Annotated in this window: 19 protein-coding genes and 2 pseudogenes; 16 read left to right on the top strand and 5 right to left on the bottom strand. The window is 69.8% G+C overall.

Annotated elements, in window-relative coordinates; all coding sequences use genetic code 11:
* On the top strand, nucleotides 1–451 hold a 451-nt coding region (locus AC07ZS_RS14530), incomplete at its 5' end, for an alpha/beta hydrolase (RefSeq protein WP_494799250.1).
* On the opposite strand, the gene AC07ZS_RS14535 is transcribed toward AC07ZS_RS14530, so the two are convergent.
* A complete protein-coding gene (locus AC07ZS_RS14535; RefSeq protein WP_494799251.1) occupies nucleotides 414–1,373 on the bottom strand; it encodes an EamA family transporter in 960 nt (319 codons plus the stop codon). The two genes, AC07ZS_RS14530 and AC07ZS_RS14535, sit on opposite strands and share 38 nt — an antisense overlap.
* Nucleotides 1,374–1,443: 70 nt before the next feature.
* Here AC07ZS_RS14535 and AC07ZS_RS14540 point away from each other — a divergent pair, with 70 nt between their 5' ends.
* Nucleotides 1,444–1,923, top strand: coding sequence for an Lrp/AsnC family transcriptional regulator (locus tag AC07ZS_RS14540; protein ID WP_494799252.1), 480 nt, complete (start codon nucleotides 1,444–1,446; stop codon nucleotides 1,921–1,923).
* 1 nt (nucleotide 1,924) lies between these two features.
* Here the strand turns inward: AC07ZS_RS14540 and AC07ZS_RS14545 are convergent, their stop codons facing one another.
* Complete coding sequence (locus tag AC07ZS_RS14545; protein ID WP_494799253.1) at nucleotides 1,925–2,839, bottom strand: LysR family transcriptional regulator; 915 nt, start codon at nucleotides 2,837–2,839, stop codon at nucleotides 1,925–1,927.
* Nucleotides 2,840–2,975: 136 nt separating this feature from the next.
* Between AC07ZS_RS14545 and gcl the strand changes: the two genes are divergently transcribed.
* The 3 genes from gcl to AC07ZS_RS14560 are packed head-to-tail and all read left to right on the top strand — an operon-like array spanning nucleotide 2,976 to nucleotide 6,517.
* Nucleotides 2,976–4,763, top strand: a complete 1,788-nt coding sequence (gene gcl, locus AC07ZS_RS14550; protein ID WP_494799254.1) for a glyoxylate carboligase — start codon at nucleotides 2,976–2,978, stop codon at nucleotides 4,761–4,763.
* A 30-nt stretch (nucleotides 4,764–4,793) separates the two neighbouring features.
* Nucleotides 4,794–5,612, top strand: coding sequence for a hydroxypyruvate isomerase (gene hyi, locus AC07ZS_RS14555; protein ID WP_494799255.1), 819 nt, complete (start codon nucleotides 4,794–4,796; stop codon nucleotides 5,610–5,612).
* Nucleotides 5,609–6,517 (top strand): 2-hydroxy-3-oxopropionate reductase, encoded by a 909-nt coding sequence (locus AC07ZS_RS14560; RefSeq protein ID WP_494799256.1) that lies wholly within the window; start codon nucleotides 5,609–5,611, stop codon nucleotides 6,515–6,517. Before hyi ends, AC07ZS_RS14560 begins: the two co-directional genes overlap by 4 nt.
* 2 nt (nucleotides 6,518–6,519) lie before the next feature.
* Here AC07ZS_RS14560 and AC07ZS_RS14565 read toward each other — a convergent pair whose 3' ends face one another.
* Nucleotides 6,520–7,500, bottom strand: coding sequence for a LysR family transcriptional regulator (locus AC07ZS_RS14565; RefSeq protein ID WP_494799257.1), 981 nt, complete (start codon nucleotides 7,498–7,500; stop codon nucleotides 6,520–6,522).
* A gap of 92 nt (nucleotides 7,501–7,592) precedes the next feature.
* On the opposite strand from AC07ZS_RS14565, the gene AC07ZS_RS14570 reads away from it, so the two are divergent.
* From AC07ZS_RS14570 to serA, 9 genes and pseudogenes are all read left to right on the top strand, one after another.
* A complete protein-coding gene (locus AC07ZS_RS14570; protein WP_494799258.1) occupies nucleotides 7,593–8,810 on the top strand; it encodes a M20 aminoacylase family protein in 1,218 nt (405 codons plus the stop codon).
* A 60-nt stretch (nucleotides 8,811–8,870) separates the two neighbouring features.
* The gene (locus AC07ZS_RS14575) at nucleotides 8,871–9,803 is read left to right on the top strand and encodes a Bug family tripartite tricarboxylate transporter substrate binding protein (RefSeq protein WP_494799311.1); all 933 of its coding nucleotides are present in this window, start codon (nucleotides 8,871–8,873) and stop codon (nucleotides 9,801–9,803) included.
* A gap of 70 nt (nucleotides 9,804–9,873) precedes the next feature.
* A complete protein-coding gene (locus AC07ZS_RS14580) occupies nucleotides 9,874–11,199 on the top strand; it encodes a glycerate kinase type-2 family protein (RefSeq protein WP_494799259.1) in 1,326 nt (441 codons plus the stop codon).
* A gap of 97 nt (nucleotides 11,200–11,296) precedes the next feature.
* Nucleotides 11,297–11,929 carry a DUF3348 family protein gene (locus tag AC07ZS_RS14585; protein ID WP_494799260.1) on the top strand — a complete coding sequence of 211 codons (633 nt, stop codon included), beginning with the start codon at nucleotides 11,297–11,299 and terminating at the stop codon, nucleotides 11,927–11,929.
* 4 nt (nucleotides 11,930–11,933) lie between these two features.
* Nucleotides 11,934–14,180, top strand: coding sequence for a DUF802 domain-containing protein (locus AC07ZS_RS14590; RefSeq protein WP_494799261.1), 2,247 nt, complete (start codon nucleotides 11,934–11,936; stop codon nucleotides 14,178–14,180).
* A complete protein-coding gene (locus tag AC07ZS_RS14595; protein WP_494799312.1) occupies nucleotides 14,180–14,842 on the top strand; it encodes an OmpA family protein in 663 nt (220 codons plus the stop codon). The genes AC07ZS_RS14590 and AC07ZS_RS14595 overlap by 1 nt, the downstream gene beginning before the upstream one ends.
* 1 nt (nucleotide 14,843) lies before the next feature.
* Nucleotides 14,844–15,377 (top strand): DUF2894 domain-containing protein, encoded by a 534-nt coding sequence (locus tag AC07ZS_RS14600; RefSeq protein WP_494799262.1) that lies wholly within the window; start codon nucleotides 14,844–14,846, stop codon nucleotides 15,375–15,377.
* A pseudogene (locus AC07ZS_RS14605) lies at nucleotides 15,374–15,720 on the top strand (AadA family aminoglycoside 3''-O-nucleotidyltransferase); the annotation flags it as partial. The gene AC07ZS_RS14600 and the pseudogene AC07ZS_RS14605, both read left to right, overlap by 4 nt.
* Before the next feature lie 90 nt (nucleotides 15,721–15,810).
* The gene (serA, locus tag AC07ZS_RS14610; RefSeq protein WP_494799263.1) at nucleotides 15,811–17,073 is read left to right on the top strand and encodes a phosphoglycerate dehydrogenase; all 1,263 of its coding nucleotides are present in this window, start codon (nucleotides 15,811–15,813) and stop codon (nucleotides 17,071–17,073) included.
* Here serA and AC07ZS_RS14615 read toward each other — a convergent pair.
* Nucleotides 17,004–17,954, bottom strand: a complete 951-nt coding sequence (locus tag AC07ZS_RS14615) for an AraC family transcriptional regulator (protein WP_494799264.1) — start codon at nucleotides 17,952–17,954, stop codon at nucleotides 17,004–17,006. The genes serA and AC07ZS_RS14615 overlap by 70 nt on opposite strands.
* 103 nt (nucleotides 17,955–18,057) lie before the next feature.
* On the opposite strand from AC07ZS_RS14615, the gene AC07ZS_RS14620 reads away from it, so the two are divergent.
* Both AC07ZS_RS14620 and AC07ZS_RS14625 read left to right on the top strand, forming a co-directional pair.
* Nucleotides 18,058–18,804: an SDR family oxidoreductase gene (locus tag AC07ZS_RS14620; protein WP_494799265.1), complete on the top strand. Its 747-nt coding sequence runs from the start codon at nucleotides 18,058–18,060 to the stop codon at nucleotides 18,802–18,804.
* A 68-nt stretch (nucleotides 18,805–18,872) separates the two neighbouring features.
* Nucleotides 18,873–19,502 (top strand): hypothetical protein, encoded by a 630-nt coding sequence (locus AC07ZS_RS14625; protein WP_494799266.1) that lies wholly within the window; start codon nucleotides 18,873–18,875, stop codon nucleotides 19,500–19,502.
* Here the strand turns inward: AC07ZS_RS14625 and AC07ZS_RS14630 are convergent.
* Nucleotides 19,503–19,939 (bottom strand): annotated as a pseudogene (locus AC07ZS_RS14630) (VOC family protein).
* Nucleotides 19,940–19,943 lie beyond the last annotated feature (4 nt).

Genomic DNA, 19,943 nt, shown 5'->3' on the forward strand with positions numbered 1-19,943 from the left:
CCACCCGTCCGTGCCGCGCCTGGAAGACGAGGCCGGCCTGCGCGCCGCGCAGGGCCTGGTGCAGGGTTTGATCGACCGCGAAGTCACGCGTGGCGTGCCGGCCCACCGCATCGTGCTGATGGGTTTCTCGCAAGGCTGCGCCATGACGCTCATGACCGGCCTGCGCGCACCGCAGCGCCTGGCCGGGCTGGTGGGGCTTTCAGGCTACCTGCCGATCGCCGAAACCACCGCCGCCGAGCGCGGCGAGGCCAACCGCGACACCCCCATCTTCCTGGCGCACGGCGAAGACGACCCCATGGTCACCATCGACCGCGCCATCGCCTCGCGCGACGAACTGCAGCGCCTGGGCTATGGCGTGGAATGGCACAGCTACCCGATGGAGCACACCGTGAGCACGCAGGAGGTGGACGACCTCAACGTGTGGTTGTTGAAGGTGCTGGCCGGCGCATGAACGTGCCGGCCAGGCGCGCCATGTCGCGCCCATAGAGGATGAGGGCCAGGGCGAGCCCGATCACCGGCAGCGCGACAAACACCCAGCCGGTGAGCCGCTCGCCGCCCAGCCACATGCCCACGCCGAGCGCGATCACCGGGTTCACGAACGAGTAGCTGCCGGCCAGCGCCGCCGAGGTGTTCTTCAGCAGCCAGAGGTAGGCGTTGAGCGTGACCATGGTGCCCATGACCACCAGGTACAGCCAGGCCAGCACCGAGGCCGCCGACACCTGCTGCCAGGCCACCGAGCGCGCGCCCGGCTCCCACACCCAGGCCACCACCAGACCGAGCAGGCCGCCCAGCAGCCACTGCGCGGCCGAGGCCATGGCCGGCGGCGGCAGGTTCAGGCGGCGCGAGGCGTAGGAACCCAGGCTCCAGGCCAGCGGCGCGCCGAAGGCGCACAGCGAGCCGGTCAGCGTGGTCGAAAAATCCCCCTCCAGCGCCAGCAGCACCGCGCCGCCTGCGCCCAGGACCAAGCCGATCCAGCTGGTCAGCGGCACGCGCTCGCCGCCCCAGCGCGTCCACAGCGCCAGCCACATCGGCATGGTGGTCACCACGGTGGCCATCAGGCCCGAGCCGATGCCGGCCTTCTGCGCCAGCACCACCAGCGCCATCGCGGCGAAGGCCATCAGGCTGCCGATCAGCGCGCTCGCGCGCCATTGCGCCGCCGTCGGCCAGGCCTGGCCCTGCCAGCGCGCGATGCCGAGCATGAGCACACCCGCCAGCACGAAGCGCGCGCCGTTCATGAGCACCGGGGGCAGGGACTGCATGGCCACGTCCAGCGCGAAGTAGGTCGTGCCCCACACCAGGTAGACGATCAGCAGGGCGCCGCTCAGGCGCCAGGTCTGGCGGTCGGGGCGATTCGGGTTGAAAATGGCAGGCATCTTCGGCGTTGGGTCGGAAATTATTCGGCAGATCGATCAATGTCTGTATTTTGATCACAATAATGCCTGTATGCAAGCAAATATCAATATCGACGACACGGACGCCAGAATTCTTACGGTTCTGAGTGCGGACAGCCGGCGTTCCTACGCCGAAGTGGCGGCCGAGGTCGGCCTGTCCACCGCCGCGGTGCACGAGCGCGTGAAGAAGATGGCCGAGCGCGGCGTGATCGAGCGCTTCGCCTTGCGCGTGGACCCGGACCGCGTGGGCCTGCGCTTCACCGCCTTCGTGGCGATCCGCAACGACGGCGGCGCGCACTGCCGTGAAATCGCGCCGCGCCTGAGCGCGTTGCCGGAGGTGCTGGAACTGCACAGCGTGGCCGGCGAGCACGACTTCATCGCCAAGGTGCGCACCACCCACGCGCGCGCCCTCGAGGACGTGCTCTACCGCATCAAGGCCATCCCGGGCGTGGCTCGCACCACCAGCACCGTGGTGCTCAACACCGAGTTCGAGGACCGCCCCCTGCAACTGCCCGGCGACCGGCCCGCCTGAGTCAGCGTGCCTCGCGCAGCCAGTAGCCGGGCTGCGCGTAGACCTTCTTGAGGTGGTCGATGAAGAAGCGCACCTTGGCCGGCAGGTGCCGCTGCTGCGGGTAGACGGCGAGGATGTCGTAGGCGGGCAGGGCGAACTCGTCGAGCACCGTGACCAGCTCGCCGCGCTGCAGCTGCGCCTGAATCTCCCAGGTGGAGCGCCAGCCCAGGCCCATGCCCTCGCTGACCCATCGGTGCAGCAGTTCGCCGTCGTTGCAGTCCAGGTTGCCTTCCACGCGCACCGTCACCGTGCGATCGCCCTGCTGGAAGTACCAGCCGCGCTGCTGGCCGCCCTGCAGGTTGAAGGCCAGGCAGTTGTGCGCCTTCAGGTCGTCCAGCGTGCGCGGCTTGCCGTGCTTGCGGAAGTAGGCCGGCGTGCCGCAGACCACGCGCTGGTTGGTGGCCAGGTGCACGGCGACGAAGTTGGGGTCGATCGCGCCACCGATGCGCAGGCCCAGGTCGTAGCCCTCGCGCACCAGGTCCACCACGCGGTCGGTGAGGTTGAACGAGAGCTTGACCTCGGGGTTGGCCTTGAGGAAGGCGCTGGCGTGCGGCGCCACGTGCAGTCGCCCGAAGGCCGCCGGGGCCGACACCACCAGGTGGCCGCTGGCGCGGTGCTTCTGCGCCGACACCGTGGCCTCGGCCGCCGACCACTGCGCCAGCAGCGTGCGGCACTCGTCCAGAAAACCCGCACCCTGCTCGGTGAGCGCCAGGCGCCGGGTGGAGCGGTGGATCAGCTGCGTGCCCAGGCGGCGCTCCAGCGCGTCGATGCGCCGGCCCATCATCACCGGCGTGATGCCCGCGTGCAGCGCGGCGGCGGCCAGGCTGCCGTGCTCCATCGCCAGCACGAAGGCCTCGATTTCCTTGAAGCGGTCCATCGGCGCATGTTAACCGGGGCGGCAGCGCATTGCATACCTGGAGTATCGAATCGGCGTACCGCCGCTGCCATTCCCAATGGGAAGGGTTCTCCCTAGCATCGAACCCAGTCCCTCAACCCAGGTAAGGAATCGCATCATGGCCCGAATGACCGCGGCGCAAGCCGCCATCTGTGTGCTGGAGAAGGAAGGCATCTCGCAGGCCTTCGGTGTGCCCGGCGCCGCCATCAACCCGTTCTACGCCGCCATGCGCCAGCGCGGCAGCATCAGCCACATCCTGGCGCGGCACGTGGAGGCCGCCTCGCACATGGCCGAGGGCTATACCCGGGCGCGCGCCGGCAACATCGGCCTGTGCATCGGCACCAGCGGGCCGGCCGGCACCGACATGATCACCGGCCTGTATTCGGCGCAGGCCGACAGCATCCCCATCCTCTGCGTCACCGGCCAGGCGCCGCGCGCCCGCTTGTACAAGGAAGACTTCCAGGCGGTGGACATCGAGAGCATCGCCAAGCCGGTCACCAAGTGGGCCGTGACGGTGCGCGAGCCCGCGCTGGTGCCGCGCGTGTTCCAGCAGGCCTTCCACCTCATGCGCTCGGGCCGCCCGGGGCCGGTGCTGATCGACCTGCCGTTCGACGTGCAGATGGCCGAGATCGAGTTCGACCCCGACACCTACGAGCCCCTGCCGGTCTACAAGCCGGCCGCGAACCGCAAGCAGATCGAGAAGGCGCTGGACATGCTGGCCGCGTCCACCAAGCCGCTGATCGTGGCCGGTGGCGGCATCATCAACGCCGACGCGGCCGACCTGCTGGTGGAGTTCGCCGAGCTCACCGGCGTGCCGGTGATTCCCACCCTCATGGGCTGGGGCACGATCCCCGACGACCACCCGCTCATGGCCGGCATGGTGGGCCTGCAGACCAGCCACCGCTACGGCAACGCCACGATGCTCGCGAGCGACTTCGTGCTCGGCATCGGCAACCGCTGGGCCAACCGCCACACCGGTTCGGTGGAGACCTACACCAAGGGCCGGAAGTTCGTGCATGTGGACATCGAGCCCACGCAGATCGGCCGCGTGTTCGACCCCGACTACGGCATCGTCTCCGACGCCAAGGCCGCGCTGCAGCTGTTCGTGGACGTGGCGCGCGAGCGCAAGGCCGCCGGCCACTGGCCGAGTTACGCCAACTGGGCCGGCCGCTGCGCCGAGCGCAAGCGCCTCATGCTGCGCCAGACGCACTTCGAGCAGATCCCGATGAAGCCGCACCGCGTCTACGAAGAGATGAACCAGGTGTTCGGCCGTGACACGGTCTATGTGAGCACCATCGGCCTGTCGCAGATCGCCGGGGCGCAGTTCCTGCACGTGTATGGCCCACGCCAGTGGATCAACTGCGGTCAGGCCGGCCCGCTGGGCTGGACGCTGCCGGCCGCGCTGGGCGTGGTGGCCTCCGACCCGACGAAGAACGTGGTGGCGCTCTCGGGCGACTACGACTTCCAGTTCCTGATCGAGGAGCTCGCGGTGGGCGCGCAGTTCCGCCTGCCCTATGTGCACGTGCTGGTGAACAACTCCTACCTTGGCCTGATCCGCCAGAGCCAGCGCGGTTTCGACATGGACTACTGCGTGCAGCTGGCGTTCGACAACCAGAACATGGACGAGGGCGCGGGCGAGTTGCGCGGCTACGGCGTGGACCACGTCGCCGTGGTCGAAGGCCTGGGCTGCAAGGCCCTGCGCGTGACCGACCCCGAGAAGCTGCAGGGCGCCTTGCGCGAAGCGCAGCAGCTCGCCGAGCGGCACCGCGTGCCGGTGGTGGTGGAATGCATACTGGAACGCGTCACCAACATCGCCATGGGCACCGAGATCGACAAGATCAACGAATTCGAGGCCATCGACTGCCGCGCCCCGCAAGGCCTGGAGACGGTGGGCCTGCTGGACTGAACCCGAGAACAGAGACAAGGACACCCTCACATGCCGACCTTTGCCGCCAACCTCTCCATGCTCTGGAACGAGCTGCCTTTTCTTGACCGCTTCGCCGCCGCCGCGCGCGCGGGCTTCAAGTCGGTGGAATTCCTGTTTCCCTACGATTTCCAGCCCGACGAGATCAAGCAACGCCTGAGCGACCACCAGCTGCAGCTGGTGCTGCACAACATGCCGGCGGGCGACTGGGCCGCCGGCGAACGCGGCAAGGCCTGCTGGCCCGGCCACGAGGACGAGTTCCGCGCCAACGTGGCGCGCGCCCTGCAGTACGCCACCGCGCTGGGCGCGCCGAACCTGCATTGCATGGCCGGCATTCCGCCGAAGGGCACGGGCACCGCGCAGGCGCAGGCCACGCTGGTGAGCAACCTGCGCTACGCCGCCGAGGCCGCGAAGCAGCAGGGGGTGCGCCTGCTGCTCGAACCGATCAACCACTTCGACATGCCCGGCTTCTTCGTCAACCGCCCGCGCCAGGCGATCGCCCTGATGGACGAGGTCGGCTCGGACAACCTCTTCCTGCAGTACGACATCTACCACGCGCAGCGCATGGAGGGCGAACTCACCAACACCCTCAAGGACCTGCTGCCGCGCATCGCCCACATGCAGCTGGCCGACACGCCCGGTCGCCACGAACCGGGCACCGGTGAAATCAATTACCGCTACCTGTTCGACGCCATCGACGACCTGGGCTACACCGGCCAGATCGGCTGCGAATACAAGCCGCGCGACCCGGGCCCCGGCGGCACGGACAAAGGCCTCTCGTGGGTGGCCGCGCACGGCCAGACGCTCGAACTGCAAGGAGAGCCGGCATGACCAAGGACGGACTCAAGGTCGGCTTCATCGGTCTGGGCATCATGGGCGCGCCCATGGCGCTCAACCTGCTCAAGGCCGGGCATGCGCTGTTCGTCGCCAGCCGCGGCAAGATCCCGGCGGCGTTCGCGGAAGCCGGCGCCACCGTCTGCACCAACGCCACCGAGGTGGCGCGGCGCGCCGACATCGTGATCACCATGGTGCCCGACACGCCGCACGTGGACGACGTGCTGTTCGGCGAGACCGGCGTGGCCAAGGGCTTGAGCCCGGGCAAGCTGGTGATCGACATGAGCTCCATCAGCCCCATGGCGACCAAGGAGTTCGCCAGGAAGATCAACGCGCTGGGCTGCGATTACCTGGACGCGCCGGTCAGTGGCGGCGAAGTGGGCGCCAAGGCCGCGAGCCTGACCATCATGGTGGGCGGCCCGCAGGCCGCGTTCGACCGCGCCCAGCCGCTGTTCGCCGCCATGGGCAAGAACATCACCCTGGTGGGTGGCAACGGCGACGGCCAGACCACGAAAGTGGCCAACCAGATCATCGTGGCGCTCAACATCGAGGCTGTGGCCGAAGCCCTGCTGTTCGCGAGCAAGGCCGGTGCCGACCCGGCCAAGGTGCGCCAGGCCCTCATGGGCGGCTTCGCGGCCAGCCGCATCCTCGAGGTGCATGGCGAGCGCATGGTGAAACGCACCTTCAACCCGGGTTTTCGCATCGAGCTGCACCAGAAAGACCTGAACCTCGCGCTGCAGGGCGCGAAGGAGCTGGGTGTGAGCCTGCCGAACACCGCGAGCGCGGCCCAGCTCATGCAGAGCTGCGCCGCCCACGGCATGGCCGGGCTCGACCATTCGGCCCTGTGCCGCAGCCTGGAGCTGATGGCGAAGCACGAGATCGCCCCCGAACCGGCGGCCTGAGCTCAGGCGTCCGGCTCGGCGCCGGGGTCGATCAACTCGACCGAGCGCAGCACATGGCGCCACTCGGGGTGGTCGGGGGAGGCCGCCCAGTGGCGCATCGCGTCGAGGAACAGCGCGATGAAACTGCGCGCCGCGGGCGAGGGGGTTTCCTGCGCGCGGCGCACCACGCCCACCAGGTGCGAACGGAAGCGCTCGCGCAAGGGCAGGGCCACGAGGCGGTCGCGCAGGCTGGCGGTTTCCACCAGCGGCCACGGGCAGAAGCTGAGCATGTCGGTCTGCTGCACCAGCGTGAGCATGAGCGAGGCCGAATGCGCCAGGTGGATGCGCTGGCGCGGCGGCTCGAGGCCGTGTTGCCCGAACAGGTTGTCCAGGATCATCGCGCGCTCGACCGGCGCGAAGTTGAGGATCCAGTCGTCGTCGAGCAGCTCGGCCAGCGAGCGCGCGGCGCTGCGTGGGTGGCCCAGGCGCGCCACCACCGTCATGTCGTAGCTGAACAGGGGCATGGCCTGAAGGCCCTGCATCGCGTCGTCGGGGGCGATGCGCCCGATCATGAGGTCCAGGCTGCCTTCGCGCAGCTTGGGGTAGGCCAGGGCGGACAGGCCGTCGAAGAATTCGAGCTGCACGTGCGGCAGGGCTGCCCGGAAAGCCGGCACCACGCGCGCGAGCAGCGTCTGCGCGACCCAGGGCGTGACGCCCACCGACAGGCGCTGCGTGGCGCCCGAGTCGCGGTGGCGCGCCAGCGCCTCCTCGGCCTCGCGCAGCTGGGCCGTCACGCGCTGGGCGTGGACGAGCAGCTCCTGGCCCGCCGGGGTGAGGGCGATGCCGTGCCCGTGCCGCGTGAGCAGCGCGATCTCGGCGTGCGTCTCCAGCTCGCGCAGCCCCTGGGTCACCGTGGCCTGGCTCAGCCCGAGCGAGCGCGCCGCCGCGCGGATGCTGCCTTCGGCGGCCACGGTCGCGAGGTAGCGGAGCTGGTGGACTTTCATACCACGGCATTATCGGCACGACAGGCAGCGCTGAGCGTCGAGCAGTTTGACCTGTCTACCCCGCACGGGGGGCGGTTCATAGACTCGCCGGCATGAGCTTCTGCATCGACAACGCCGCCGCCATTCACCAAGTGCTGCCCGCCGTGCGCGAGACCGCCGCCGAGATGGTGGCGCTGCGGCACCAGATCCACGCCCATCCCGAACTCGCCTACGAAGAGTTCGCCACCAGCGACCTCGTCGCCGCCCGTCTGGCCGAGTGGGGCTACGAGGTGCACCGGGGCCTGGCCGGCACCGGTGTGGTGGGCACGCTGCGCCGGGGGCAGGGCACGCGCCGCCTGGGCATCCGCGCCGACATGGACGCGCTGCCCATCCAGGAAACCACGGGGCTGCCCTACGCGAGCACCGTGGCCGGCAAGATGCACGCCTGCGGCCACGACGGCCACACCGCCATCCTGCTCGCCGCCGCGCGCTGCCTGGCGCAGGAAGAAGGCCTCGACGGCACCCTGAACCTGATCTTCCAGCCCGCCGAAGAAGGCCTGGGCGGCGCCCGCCGCATGGTCGAGGAAGGCCTGTTCGACCGCTTCCCCTGCGACGCGGTGTACGCGCTGCACAACATGCCGGGCTTTCCCGTCGGCCAGTTCGGTTTCAAGGAAGGGCCGTTCATGGCCTCGTCCGATTCGGTCATGGTGACGGTGCAGGGCCGGGGCGGCCACGGTTCCTCGCCGCACCTCGCGGCCGACCCGGTGGTGGCGGCGGCCCACATCATCGTGGCGCTGCAGACCATCGTGTCGCGCAACGTGGACCCGCGCGAAATGGCGGTGATCTCCGTGGGGGCCATTCACGGCGGCGACGCGCCCAACGTGATCCCTGGCAGCGTGCAGATGCGCCTGACAGTGCGCGCCTACCGCCCCGAGATCCGCGCCATGCTGCGCGAGCGCATCACCGAACTCGTGCAGGCGCAGGCCGCCACGCTGGGCGTGCGCGCCGAGGTGGACTACCACTGGCGCTACCCCGCGCTGGTCAACCACGTGGAGAGCACGCGCTTCGCGCGCGAGGTCGCGCGCGACTGGCTGGGCGACGAGGGCCTGCTGCCCGAGCTGCTGCCGCTCACCGGCAGCGAAGACTTCTCGTTCATGCTGGAGCACTGCCCGGGCAGCTACCTCATCGTCGGCAACGGCGTGGGCGAGCACCACGGCAGCGGCGGCTGCATGGTGCACAACCCCGGTTACGACTTCAACGACGCCATGCTGCCCATCGCCGCGAGCTACTGGGTGCAGCTGGCGCGCCGTTTCCTGGCGCCCGCGAGCTGAGCGGCGCCGCTTCTCTCGCTCTCCCGGCGCGCGGCCGTCGCCGCCCTCGGTGCCGCCGCCCTGGTCGGCGTGACTTCCCCGGCCCTGGCCCAGGGCGCTTACCCGGCCAAGCCGATCCGCATCGTCGTGGGCTACGCCCCGGGCGGTTCGGTGGACATGGCCGCGCGCGTGGTCGCCGACGTGCTCACCGCCAAGCTCGGCACCCCGGTGGTGGTGGAGAACGTCTCGGGCGCGGCCGGCATCGTCGCGGCGCAGCGCGTGGTCAACAGCCCGGCCGACGGCTACACGCTGCTGGCCGGTTCGAGCAACGAGATGGCCGCCACCGGCCTGGTGAATCCTGCGCAGAAGTACGACCCGATCAAGGACCTCACGCCCATCGGCCTCATCGCCACGGCGCCCGTGCTGCTGGTGGCCGGATCCGGGATGCCGGTGAAGAACCTCGATGAGTTCATCGCGCTGGTCAAGCGCAACCCCGGCAAGTACAGCTACGGCAGCTCGGGCGTGGGCTCGACGCTGCACTTCGCGGGCGAACTCGTGAAGCAGCGTGCCGGCCTGTTCATCACCCACATTCCCTACCGCGGCACCAGCGCACTCACCAGCGATCTGGCCGGCGGCACGCTGGACTTCGCCATCGTCTCGCCCACCGCCGCGGCCCCTTTCCTTCAGGGTGGGCGCATCACCGCGCTGGGCATCACCTCGGCGCAGCGCTTCCCCACCTTGCCGCAGGTGCCCGCACTGGGCGAGCACCCGCAACTCAAGGGCTACGACCTGGTGGGCTGGTTCGCGCTCGCCGCCCCGCGCGGGCTGCCGCCCGAGGTCGCGCAGCGCCTCACGACCGCGCTCAAGGCCGGGCTGGCCGAGCCGGCCTACCGCCAGCGCCTGGAGGCCGGCGGCGCCATCCCGCCCGCCGGCAACGAAGACCTGGCGCAGATCATGCGCGCCGACCTCCAGAAGTACGCGGGCCTGGTGAAATTCGCGAACATGCGCGAGTGAGTCGGCGGCGGGTTTCGGGTGTTACCAATCTGTAACCCGATGGTCCCTGGGGTCGCTAGACTTCTCCCCCATGAACGAGCCGACCACCCCACCCAGCCTGACCGATCCCCGCGCCCTGTTGCGCCACCTGTACGACGTGGCGGTGCAGCGCGCGCTGCCCCTGCACAACACGGCCGCGAGCCTGCCCCAACCCCCCAAGGGCCGCACCCTGGTGCTGGGCGCGGGCAAGGCCGGCGGCGCGATGGCGCAGGCGGTGGAAGCCCTGTGGCCGGCCGACGCGCCGCTCTCGGGCCTGGTCGTCACGCGCTACCACCACACGCCGCCCCGGCCTGAAGGCCTGCCGCAGCGCATCGAGGTGGTGGAGGCCTCGCACCCCGTGCCCGACGCGGCCGGGCTCGACGCCGCGCAGCGCATCCTGAAACTCGCCGAAGGCCTTACGGCCGACGACCTGGTGCTGTGCCTGATCTCCGGCGGCGGTTCGGCCCTGCTCACGCTGCCCTGCGAAGGCCTCACGCTGGAAGACAAGCAGCGCATCAACCGCCAGTTGCTGGAGAGCGGCGCGCACATCGGCGAGATGAACACCGTGCGCAAGCACCTCTCGGCGATCAAGGGCGGGCGCCTGGCGGCGGCCTGCGCGCCCGCGCGCGTGGTCACGCTCACGATCAGCGACGTGCCGGGCGACGACGTGAGCGTGATCGCCAGCGGCCCCACCGTGGCCGACGCCTCCACCTGCGCCGAGGCGCTGGACATCCTGCGCCGCTACGGCATCGAGGTGCCGCCGGCGGTGCGCGCACAGCTGGAGAGCGGCGCGCTCGAAACCCCCAAACCCGGCGACGCCCGCCTGCAGGGCCACGCGGTCGAACTCATCGCCACCCCGCAGCAGAGCCTGGAGGCCGCCGCCGAGGCGGCGCGGGCCCTGGGCCTGAACGTGGTGATCCTCAGCGACGAGATCGAAGGCGAGTCGCGCGAGGTGGGCAAGGTGCACGGCGCGATGGCACGCTCCACCGCGCAGGGCCGCAGCAGCTTCCAGAAGCCCTGCGTGATCCTGAGCGGCGGCGAGACCACCGTGACGGTGCGCCCACGCGCGCCGGGCCAGGCCAAGGGCCGGGGCGGGCGGGCCGGCGAGTTCTGCCTGGGCCTGGCGCAGGCCCTGGGCGGGCAGGCCGGCGTGTGGGCCCTGGCGGCCGATACCGACGGCATCGACGGGGTAGAGGACAATGCGGGTGCGCTGGTGACGCCCGACACCCTGGCCCGAGCCAGCGAAAAGGGCCTCAAGCTCACCGACCACCTGGCCCGCAACGACGCCTACGGCTTCTTCGAGCCGATCGGCGACCTGGTGATCACCGGGCCCACGCACACCAACGTGAACGACTTCCGGGCCGTGCTGGTGGTGTGACACCGGCGCGTTCCGCCCGGCGGTGAACCCCGCCGGCGGAGCCCCCACAACCCGCTTGATGTCGATCGCGCCCGAAAGGGCGCCCTAGGAAAGTCTTTTGCGCAGCCATTTCAACCGTTCCGCCCTGGTGCGTCAGCTCGCCGGGTGGCTGCCCGCGTCGGCGGATGTGCCGCGCCAGGACATGGCCGAGCGCCTGGGCGACTGGTTGAACGTGGCCGACGCCATCGCCCTGCATTCGCTGCACCAGACCCTGCCGTCGGTGACGACCCGGCGCGCCGCCGTCAAGACCGGTGCGGCCGATGCGCGGGCCGAGCTGCAGCGCCTGCGCGCCACGCTCAGCCAGGCCATCACCACGCCGCCGCACCCCCCGACGGACGCCGCCGACACCGAATTCGCCCCTCACCACCAGCGTTGCCTGGACCAGCAGCGCCGCATGGAGATGGGCATCGATGCCCTGCGCGGCCACCTGCGCCAGACCCTGGCCGCCAGTTCGCCCCGGCTCGCGCAACTCGCGGCGCTGGACGCCACGCTGGACCAGATGCTGGGCGGGCGCGAGCAGAAGCTGCTCGCCGGCCTGCCCGCCTTTCTCAAGGCGCGGTTCGAGCAACTGCGCCAGGCCCATCCCGATGCATGGCCCCCTCTGTTCGAGCAGGACTTCCAGCAGGCCCTGCTGGCCGAGCTCGACCTGCGGCTGCAGCCGGTGGTGGGCATGATCGAAGCCATGAATTGAATCCATGAACAGCCCTTCCCTGAACCGTTTGTTTTTCACCACCGCCTTCGTCCTGGGCCTGCTGGCCATCGCCTGGGTGGGCGCGGGTTTTGTCGGCACCAGCGCCTTCGCCCTGGCCATGACCGCGGTCATCGGCGCGGTCTATCTGCTGGGTGCGCAGGAGATCCGGCGCTACCGCCAGACCACCACCTCGCTCGCCGATGCGCTGGCCAACGTGCCGCAGCCGCTCGCGGCCCTGGGCGACTGGCTCGCGCGCGTGCCGCCCGGCCTGCAGAACGCCGTGCGCCAGCGCATCGAAGGCGAGCGCGGCGCGCTGCCCGGCCTGGCGCTCACGCCCTACCTGATCGGCCTGCTGGTGATGCTGGGCATGCTCGGCACCTTCCTGGGCATGGTCGTCACCTTCAAGGGCGTGGTGTTCACGCTCGAAGGCTCGGCCGACCTGCAGGCCATCCGCTCGGCGCTGGCCGCGCCCATCAAGGGCCTGGGCCTGGCCTTCGGCACCTCGGTGGTCGGCGTGGCCACCTCGGCCATGCTGGGCCTGATGTCCGCCATCGCCCGGCGCGAGCGCGCCGAGGTGGCGCGCCAGCTCGAGGCCCACACCGCCACCGTGTTCCGCCCGTTTTCGCTGGCGCACCAGCGCCAGGCCACCTTCGACGCTCTGCAGCAGCAGGCCGGCGTGCTGCCCGCGGTGGCGGATCAGCTGCAGGCCCTCATGGCGCAGATCGAACGCCGCGGCCAGCAGCTCGACGAGCAGTTGCTGGCGCGGCAGACCCAGTTCCACCAGGCGGCCAGCGAGGCCTACCAGGGCCTGGCGACATCCGTCGAGCAGTCGCTCAAGGACAGCGTGAGCGCCAGCGCCCAGGCCGCCGGTGACAGCCTGCGGCCCGTGGTGGAGAGTGCCAAGGGCACCATCGCGCTCATGGCGCAGATCGAACAGCGCGGTCAGCAGCTGGACGAACAGCTGCTGGCGCGGCAGACGCAGTTCCACCAGGAGGCCCGCGAGGCCTACCAGGGTTTGGCGAACTCGGTCGAGCAGACGCTCAAGGACAGCCTGAGCGCCAGCGCGCGCGCGGCCGGCGAGAGCCTGCAGCCGGTGGTGGAAAACGCCATGGGCGCGCTCGCGCGGGAGTCGACGCAACTGCACGAGCGCGTGAGCGCGGCGGTGCAGGCGCAGATGTCGGGCCTGTCGGAGCGCTTCGGCGCCACCGCGGGCACCGTGGCCGACGGCTGGACGGCGGCCTTGCAGCAACACGCCCGCACCAGCGAGCAGCAGGCCCAGGGCCTGGACCGCGCGCTCACCGCCTTCACCACCAGCTTCGAGCAGCGCTGCGCCGCCCTGATCACCGGCGTGCAGGAGACCGTGAGCCGCTCGCACGCCGCGCAGACCACGGCCGACCAGCAGCAGCACGCGGCGTGGGCGCAGACCTTGCAAACCCTGGCCGCCACGCTGCAGGACGAATGGCGGCAGCTTGGCGCGCAGACCCTGGCCCAACAGCAGGCCGTGGCGCAGACGCTGGAGCAGACCGCGACCCTCTGGCGCGACGAACTCGCCAGCCTGCGCAGCGAAGAAGCCGCGCGCGACCAGGCCGGCGCGCAGCGCCTGGGTGAGCTGCAGTCCTCGCTGAACGACCAGGTGGCCACCCACCTCGCGACGCTGGGCACCGCACTCGAAGCCCCCATGGCGCGCCTGCTGGACACCGCGGCCGAGGCGCCCAAGGCCGCGGCTGAGGTGATTGCCCAGCTGCGCCTGGAGATGAGCCAGCTCACTGCGCGCGACAACACGGCGCTGCAGGAACGCGCCGCGCTCATGCAGAACATCGACACGCTGCTCCAGTCCGTGCAACAGGCCACCGGCGAGCAGCGCGCCGCCGTCGAATCGCTTGTCACCTCCGCTGGCGCGGTGCTCGACCAGGTCGGCCGCCAGTTCGCCGACACCGTGGGCGTGCAGGCCGTGCGCGCCGAAGAAGTGGCCGCTCAGGTCAACGGCAGCGCCATCGAGCTCGCCGCGCTGGGCGAGGCCTTCGGCCATGGCGTGCAGCTCTTCAGCGCCACCAACGAAAAGCTGATCGAGAACCTGCAGCGCATCGAAAGCGCGGTCACGCAGTCCATCGCGCGCAGCGACGAGCAGCTGGCTTATTACGTGGCGCAGGCGCGCGAGGTGATCGACCTCAGCATCAGCTCGCAACAGGGCATCGTGGAAGACCTGCGCCGACTGCGCGAGCCGCGACCCGCCGAGAAGAAGGCCGCGTGATGATCGGCCTGGACGACCGCCACATCGAGGACGACGACGGCACCGACCACACCGCGCCGGTGTGGGCCGTGTTCGGCGATCTCATGTCCGGCCTGGTGGGCGCCTTCGTGCTCATCCTGGTCGGTGTGCTCGTGGTGCAGATGGACCTGGTGGCCAGCCTGCAGGCCGAGGTGCAAAAGCGCCAGCAGGAAGAGCAGCGCCGCATGGCCCTGGAAAAAGCCCTGGCCATTCCGCTGCAGAACGGCCGCGTGACGCTGGACAACGGCCGCATCGGCATCAGCGGCAGCGTGCTGTTCGCGCTCAACTCCGACGAACTGCGCCCCGAAGGCCGGCAGATCCTGCAGAGCCTGGTGCCGCCGCTGCAGGTCTACCTGGGCGAGCGCGACGAGATGCTGATGGTCAGCGGCTTCACCGACGACCGCCCGGTGCAGGCCACCAACCAGCGCTTCGCCGACAACCTCGAACTCTCGGCCCAGCGCGCCCTCACCGTCACGCGCGCGCTGATCCAGGAAGGCATGCCGCCGCAGCGCGTGTTCAGCGCGGCCTTCGGCGCCGAGCAGCCGGTGGCCTCCAACGCCAGCGAAAAGGGCCGCTCGCTCAACCGCCGTGTGGAAATGGCGCCGGTGCCCAAGGCCACCCCCAGCACCCCGAAGGCGCCCTGACGTGAGCCGCCACGCCGACGCCGTGCAAGCCCACTACGTGGCCGCCCTGGCGCGCCGCCTGCAGGCCGCGCCCGAGTCGGTGCAAAACGTGCTGCGGGCGAAGCTGCCACCGGCGGCTGTCGAATCCGATGCCCCCGAAACGGTGGCACCTGCCCTGCCGCTGCGGCGCCCGCGCGCGCCACCGCCCAAGCCGCTGACGCCGCTGGGTCAGCTCAACCAGCACATCGCCAGCCAGGCGCCGGGCACCGCCGCCGGCCGCCCCGAGCTGCGCAGTGCGCAGGCCTTTCGCGAAACCTGGTCGCGCCTGTGCGCCGAAGACGAGGTGGTGCAGGCCGTGCAGCGCGGCCCGGAAAACGCCGGCCCGCTCAACTCGCACATGCTGGTGCTGCGCACCCTGGGCCTGATGCGAGAGCTCTCGCCGGACTACCTGCGCCGTTTCATGGCGCACGCCGACACCCTGCTGTGGCTGGAGCAGGCGAGCGCTCAGCTCAAGCAGCCGGCGAGCAAGCCCAAGGCGGCGCGGCAGAAGAAATGAGCCACGCGCCCGACGGGATCTCCGCACAGCTTGCGGCCACCCGCGCCGTGCTGGAGCGCCACCTGGGCGAAACGCTGGAGGCGATCCACCTGTTCGGCTCGGCCATGGACGGCGGGTTGCAAACCTTCAGCCCTGGCGGCATCCCGCGCGGCGCGAGCTGCAGTTCGGCGAGTGGCTGCGCGACGACCTGCGGGCCGGCACCATCGAGCCCGCCACGCTGGACCACGACCTGGCGATCCTGCTGAGCAAAGTGCGGCAACACAGCCTCGCGCTGATGGGGCCGCCGGCGGCCGAGCTGTTCGAGCCCGTGCCACCCGCCGATTTCGAGCAGGCGCTGCTCGATCGGCATGTCCGGGCCGAGATCGAGCGCGTCGGTTCGACGGATTGAGCCTACGCCCACTGTGCCGATCAAATCCGCCTATATTTTTCATCCATGAACCTGCCCGCATCGCCCATTGCCGAAGTCGTCAACCCGACCTCGATCGACAAGAAAAAGATCAAATTCCTGCTGCTGGAGGGCGTGCACCCCTCTGCGGTGGAGGTGCTGCGTGCCGCTGGCTACAGCCAGATCGAGAGCCTGCCCGGCGCGCTGCCCGAGGAAGAGCTCAAGCGCCGGATCGCCGACGTGCATTTCCTGGGCATCCGTTCCCGCACCCAGCTGACCGCCGAGGTGCTGGCCCATGCCCAGCGGTTGGCGGCCGTGGGGTGCTTCTGCATCGGCACCAACCAGGTCGATCTGAGCGCGGCCAGTGCGCGTGGCGTGGCGGTGTTCAATGCGCCGTTCTCCAACACCCGGTCGGTGGCCGAGCTGGTGCTGGCCGAGGCGATTCTGCTGATGCGCGGCATCCCCGAGAAAAACGCGGTGTCCCACCGGGGTGGCTGGCTCAAATCGGCCAGCCATTCCTACGAGATCCGGGGCAAGACGCTGGGCATCGTGGGGTATGGCTCCATTGGCGCGCAGTTGTCGGTGCTGGCGGAAGCGCTGGGCATGCAGGTGGTGTTTTTCGATGTGGTCACCAAGCTGCCGATGGGCAACGCGCGCCAGGTGTCGAGCCTGGCCGATGTGTTGAGGCAGGCCGACGTGGTGAGCCTGCACGTACCGGAAACCGCCGCGACGCAATGGATGATCGGTGCAACCGAGCTGGCCTTGATGAAAGCCGAGGCGGTGCTGATCAATGCGGCGCGCGGCCAGGTGGTGGTGATCGAGGCCCTGGCCGAAGCCATTCGGCAGAAGCGCCTGCTGGGTGCGGCGATCGATGTGTTTCCCCAGGAGCCCCGCAGCAACGACGACCTCTTCGAGTCGCCGTTGCGGGGTCTGGACAACGTGATTCTGACGCCGCACATCGGCGGCTCGACGAAGGAAGCGCAGGAAAGCATCGGCGTGGAGGTGGCGGCCAAGCTGGTGAAGTACAGCGACAACGGCACCACGACCTCGTCGGTCAACTTCCCCGAGGTGGCGCTGCCGGCCCATCCCGGGCATCACCGACTGCTGCATGTGCACCAGAACGTGCCGGGCGTCTTGTCCCGCATCAACCAGGTGTTCTCCGACAACCACATCAACATTGCCGGGCAGTTCCTGCAGACCCGGGGCGAGGTGGGCTATGTCGTGATCGATGTCGATGCGGCTTATTCGGACATCGCGCTGGCCCGCCTGCTCGATGTGCCGGGCACGCTGCGTTGCCGCGTGCTGTTCTGATACTGGCCCGGCGCCAGGCCCACATGGCGGCTGAAGGCGGTGCTGAAGCTGCTGGCCGAGCTGTAGCCCACCCGTTCGGCCACCTCCACCAACGCCATGCCCTCGCGGCGCAGCAGGTCCTTGGCCAGCGCCATGCGCCAGGCCAGCAGGTATTCCATGGGGCGCAGGCCGACGGCGCGTGAGAAGCGGTCGAAGAAGGCCGAGCGCGACAGCGCCGCCTGCCGGGCGAGCTCCTCCACCGTCCAGGCGCGCGCGGGCTCGCCGTGCATGAGGCGCATCGCCGCCGCCAGCCGCGCATCGGCCAGGCCACGCAGCAGGCCGGGTGGGGCGCCCTCACCGGTGGTGGAGCGCAGCGCCTCGATCAGCAGCACCTCCACCAGGCGGCCCAGCACCAGCTCGCGGCCCGGGCGCTGTTCGGTCGATTCCTCGCGCACCAGCCGCACCAGCACCGACAGGCGCTCGATGCCACGCACGTGCAGCAGGGCGGGCAGCAGCGAGACCAGCAGGGCCGCATCGGGCGAGCCGAAGGCGAAGTAACCGCCGAGCATGCGCACGTCCGGCGGGCCATCGGGCCGGCCATGGCGCAGATCGCCTTCCACGCCGGCGGCCTGCAGGGCGTCGATCGCCACCGGCACCACCGGCTCGAAACCCGAGAGCGTGAAGCCCGGCGTGGCCGGCATCAACACGAAATCGCCCGCCTCCAGGGTGATGGGTTCCTGGCCCTGGACGGCGAGCAGGCAGCGGCCCTCCAGCAGGGTGCAGAAGCTGGGCTGCCCGAAAGCCGAGTAGCGCACGCCCCAGGCCCCGGCGCCGCTGATCACTTTCGAGAACACCGCGCGGGGCCGCAGCAAGGCGATGACGTCGGCGAGGGGGTCCACCATGATTGGACTTTAGCGAATGATTGATGGACTTTTGATTGTAGTAAGTCCTGTTTCATCGCGATATCGTGGCAACCCTCTTCACTTCATTTCCAAGGACATTCTGATGAAAACCGTTTTGATCACCGGCTGCTCGTCCGGTTACGGCCTCGAAACCGCGCGCCACTTTCTGGCCCAGGGCTGGCACGTGGTGGCCACCATGCGCACGCCGCGCTGGGACCTGCTGCCGGCGTCGGAGCGCCTGACCGTCCTGCCGCTGGACGTGACCGACCCGGCCAGCATCGCCAGCGCCCTGCAGGCCGCCGGGCCCATCGACGTGCTGGTGAACAACGCCGGCCTGGGCCTGTTCGGCGCTTTCGAGGCCACGCCCCTGGCCACCGTGCGCGAGATCTTCGAGGCCAACACCTTCGGCACCATGGCGATGACGCAGGCGGTGCTGCCGCAGTTCCGCGAACGCCGCGCCGGGCGGGTGGTCAACGTCACCTCCAGCGCGACGCTCGCGCCCATGCCGCTGGTGGCGGCCTACACCGCGAGCAAGACCGCCATCGAGGGCTTCACCGCCTCGCTCGCGCACGAGCTGCAGGCCTTCGACGTGCGTGTGAAACTGGTCGAGCCGGGTTACGCCCCCACCACGCGCTTCACCGAGAACGGCGCGCAGCGCATGCAGGGGCTGATCCCCGAGGCCTATGCGCCGTATGCGCAGAGCATCTTCGCCACCCTTGGCGCCACGCCCGCGTTCACACGGGAGTCGGACGTGGCCGAGGCCGTGTGGCTGGCCGCGAACGACGCCTCACCCCGATTGCATTACCCAGCGGGCGCGGACGCGGTGGCACTGGCCAGGCAGGCCGCCTGACGCCTGTGCGGTGAGGCCTGGCGCAGAGGTCGCCGAACTTTCCGGATGAGATGGGCACTCACCTGCCCATGATCAACCGTTCCCTTGATTCTTTTGTGCATTCCAGCAGCGTCGGCTGGCCCAGCAACTCCTCGCTCAGCGCCGACGACGTGCGGATGGACAAGCGGTCCACGCTGGACGTGCACCAGCTGTTCTTCGAGCGGCTGAACCAAATCGCTGAACTGAGCAAAGGTCAGCTCAAGGGGCACTGGCTCAGGGGCATCGACAGCGGCGATGAAAGCGCCATCCGCGAGAGCATGGACGCCGCGCTGTCGCAGAACAAGTGGCTGGCGGCCCAGACCCTCAGCCTGTACGCCAAGGCACTCAGGGAGCATCAACCGACGGGTTCCTGCTGCTTCACCCACACGGACCGGATCCGCAAGCAGATCGCCCTTCGCCTGACCGGTGAAGACCTGTGGCGCGAGCTGAGCACGCTCGATCTAGATCGCGGTGGCGTGAACGTCATCGGTGACCAGAACCATGTGAGTGTCAGCGGTGACCACAACAGCGTGAACGTCATGGGCCACCACAACCAGGTGAGCGTCAACGGCCACCACAACCAGGTCGCTCGCACCAGCCCCAACGCCGCCGTCCGTTCCCACGGGCAGGCGAACCCCGAGAACGCCGATGTGCTGGTGCTTCGCGAGAACGGGGTCTAGTCAGCCCAGCTCGGCCAGCCCCGGGTTGAACACCACCTCCCACAGGTGCCCGTCCGGGTCCTGGAAGTAGGCGGCGTAGCCGCCGTAGAACGTGTCCTGCGCGGGTTTGACGACGCGCGCGCCAGCATCGACGGCCTGCCGCAGCACGGCCTCCACGTCCTCGCGCGAATCCACGTTGTGCCCCAGGGAGAGTTCCAGCGCGCTCGACGCCTGCGCGGTGGGTGAGAGCAGCGGCAGGCCGGTGTCGGCCGCCAGGCTGCGGCGCGGCCACAGCGCGAGCTTCAGGCCGTTCTGCAGGTTGAAGAAAGCCACGGCCCGTGCTCGAACTCGGTGCCGATGATGCCCTGGGTGGTCAGGCCCAGGCCGTCGCGGTAGAAGGCCACCGCGCGCTCGAGGTTGTCCACGCCGAGGGTGATGACGCTGATGCCGGGCTTCATGGCC

The sequence above is a fragment of the Hydrogenophaga sp. GW456-12-10-14-TSB4 genome, assembly GCF_059424305.1.

Excerpts from the sequence above, each read along its gene's own strand:
- AC07ZS_RS14535 (WP_494799251.1), bottom strand. The coding sequence starts at position 1,373 with ATGCCTGCCATTTTCAACCCGAATCGCCCCGACCGCCAGACCTGGCGC.
- AC07ZS_RS14540 (WP_494799252.1), top strand. The coding sequence starts at position 1,444 with ATGCAAGCAAATATCAATATCGACGACACGGACGCCAGAATTCTTACG.
- AC07ZS_RS14545 (WP_494799253.1), bottom strand. The coding sequence starts at position 2,839 with ATGGACCGCTTCAAGGAAATCGAGGCCTTCGTGCTGGCGATGGAGCAC.
- gcl (WP_494799254.1), top strand. The coding sequence starts at position 2,976 with ATGGCCCGAATGACCGCGGCGCAAGCCGCCATCTGTGTGCTGGAGAAG.
- hyi (WP_494799255.1), top strand. The coding sequence starts at position 4,794 with ATGCCGACCTTTGCCGCCAACCTCTCCATGCTCTGGAACGAGCTGCCT.
- AC07ZS_RS14560 (WP_494799256.1), top strand. The coding sequence starts at position 5,609 with ATGACCAAGGACGGACTCAAGGTCGGCTTCATCGGTCTGGGCATCATG.
- AC07ZS_RS14565 (WP_494799257.1), bottom strand. The coding sequence starts at position 7,500 with ATGAAAGTCCACCAGCTCCGCTACCTCGCGACCGTGGCCGCCGAAGGC.
- AC07ZS_RS14570 (WP_494799258.1), top strand. The coding sequence starts at position 7,593 with ATGAGCTTCTGCATCGACAACGCCGCCGCCATTCACCAAGTGCTGCCC.
- AC07ZS_RS14580 (WP_494799259.1), top strand. The coding sequence starts at position 9,874 with ATGAACGAGCCGACCACCCCACCCAGCCTGACCGATCCCCGCGCCCTG.
- AC07ZS_RS14590 (WP_494799261.1), top strand. The coding sequence starts at position 11,934 with ATGAACAGCCCTTCCCTGAACCGTTTGTTTTTCACCACCGCCTTCGTC.
- AC07ZS_RS14595 (WP_494799312.1), top strand. The coding sequence starts at position 14,180 with ATGATCGGCCTGGACGACCGCCACATCGAGGACGACGACGGCACCGAC.
- serA (WP_494799263.1), top strand. The coding sequence starts at position 15,811 with ATGAACCTGCCCGCATCGCCCATTGCCGAAGTCGTCAACCCGACCTCG.
- AC07ZS_RS14615 (WP_494799264.1), bottom strand. The coding sequence starts at position 17,954 with ATGGTGGACCCCCTCGCCGACGTCATCGCCTTGCTGCGGCCCCGCGCG.
- AC07ZS_RS14620 (WP_494799265.1), top strand. The coding sequence starts at position 18,058 with ATGAAAACCGTTTTGATCACCGGCTGCTCGTCCGGTTACGGCCTCGAA.
- AC07ZS_RS14625 (WP_494799266.1), top strand. The coding sequence starts at position 18,873 with ATGATCAACCGTTCCCTTGATTCTTTTGTGCATTCCAGCAGCGTCGGC.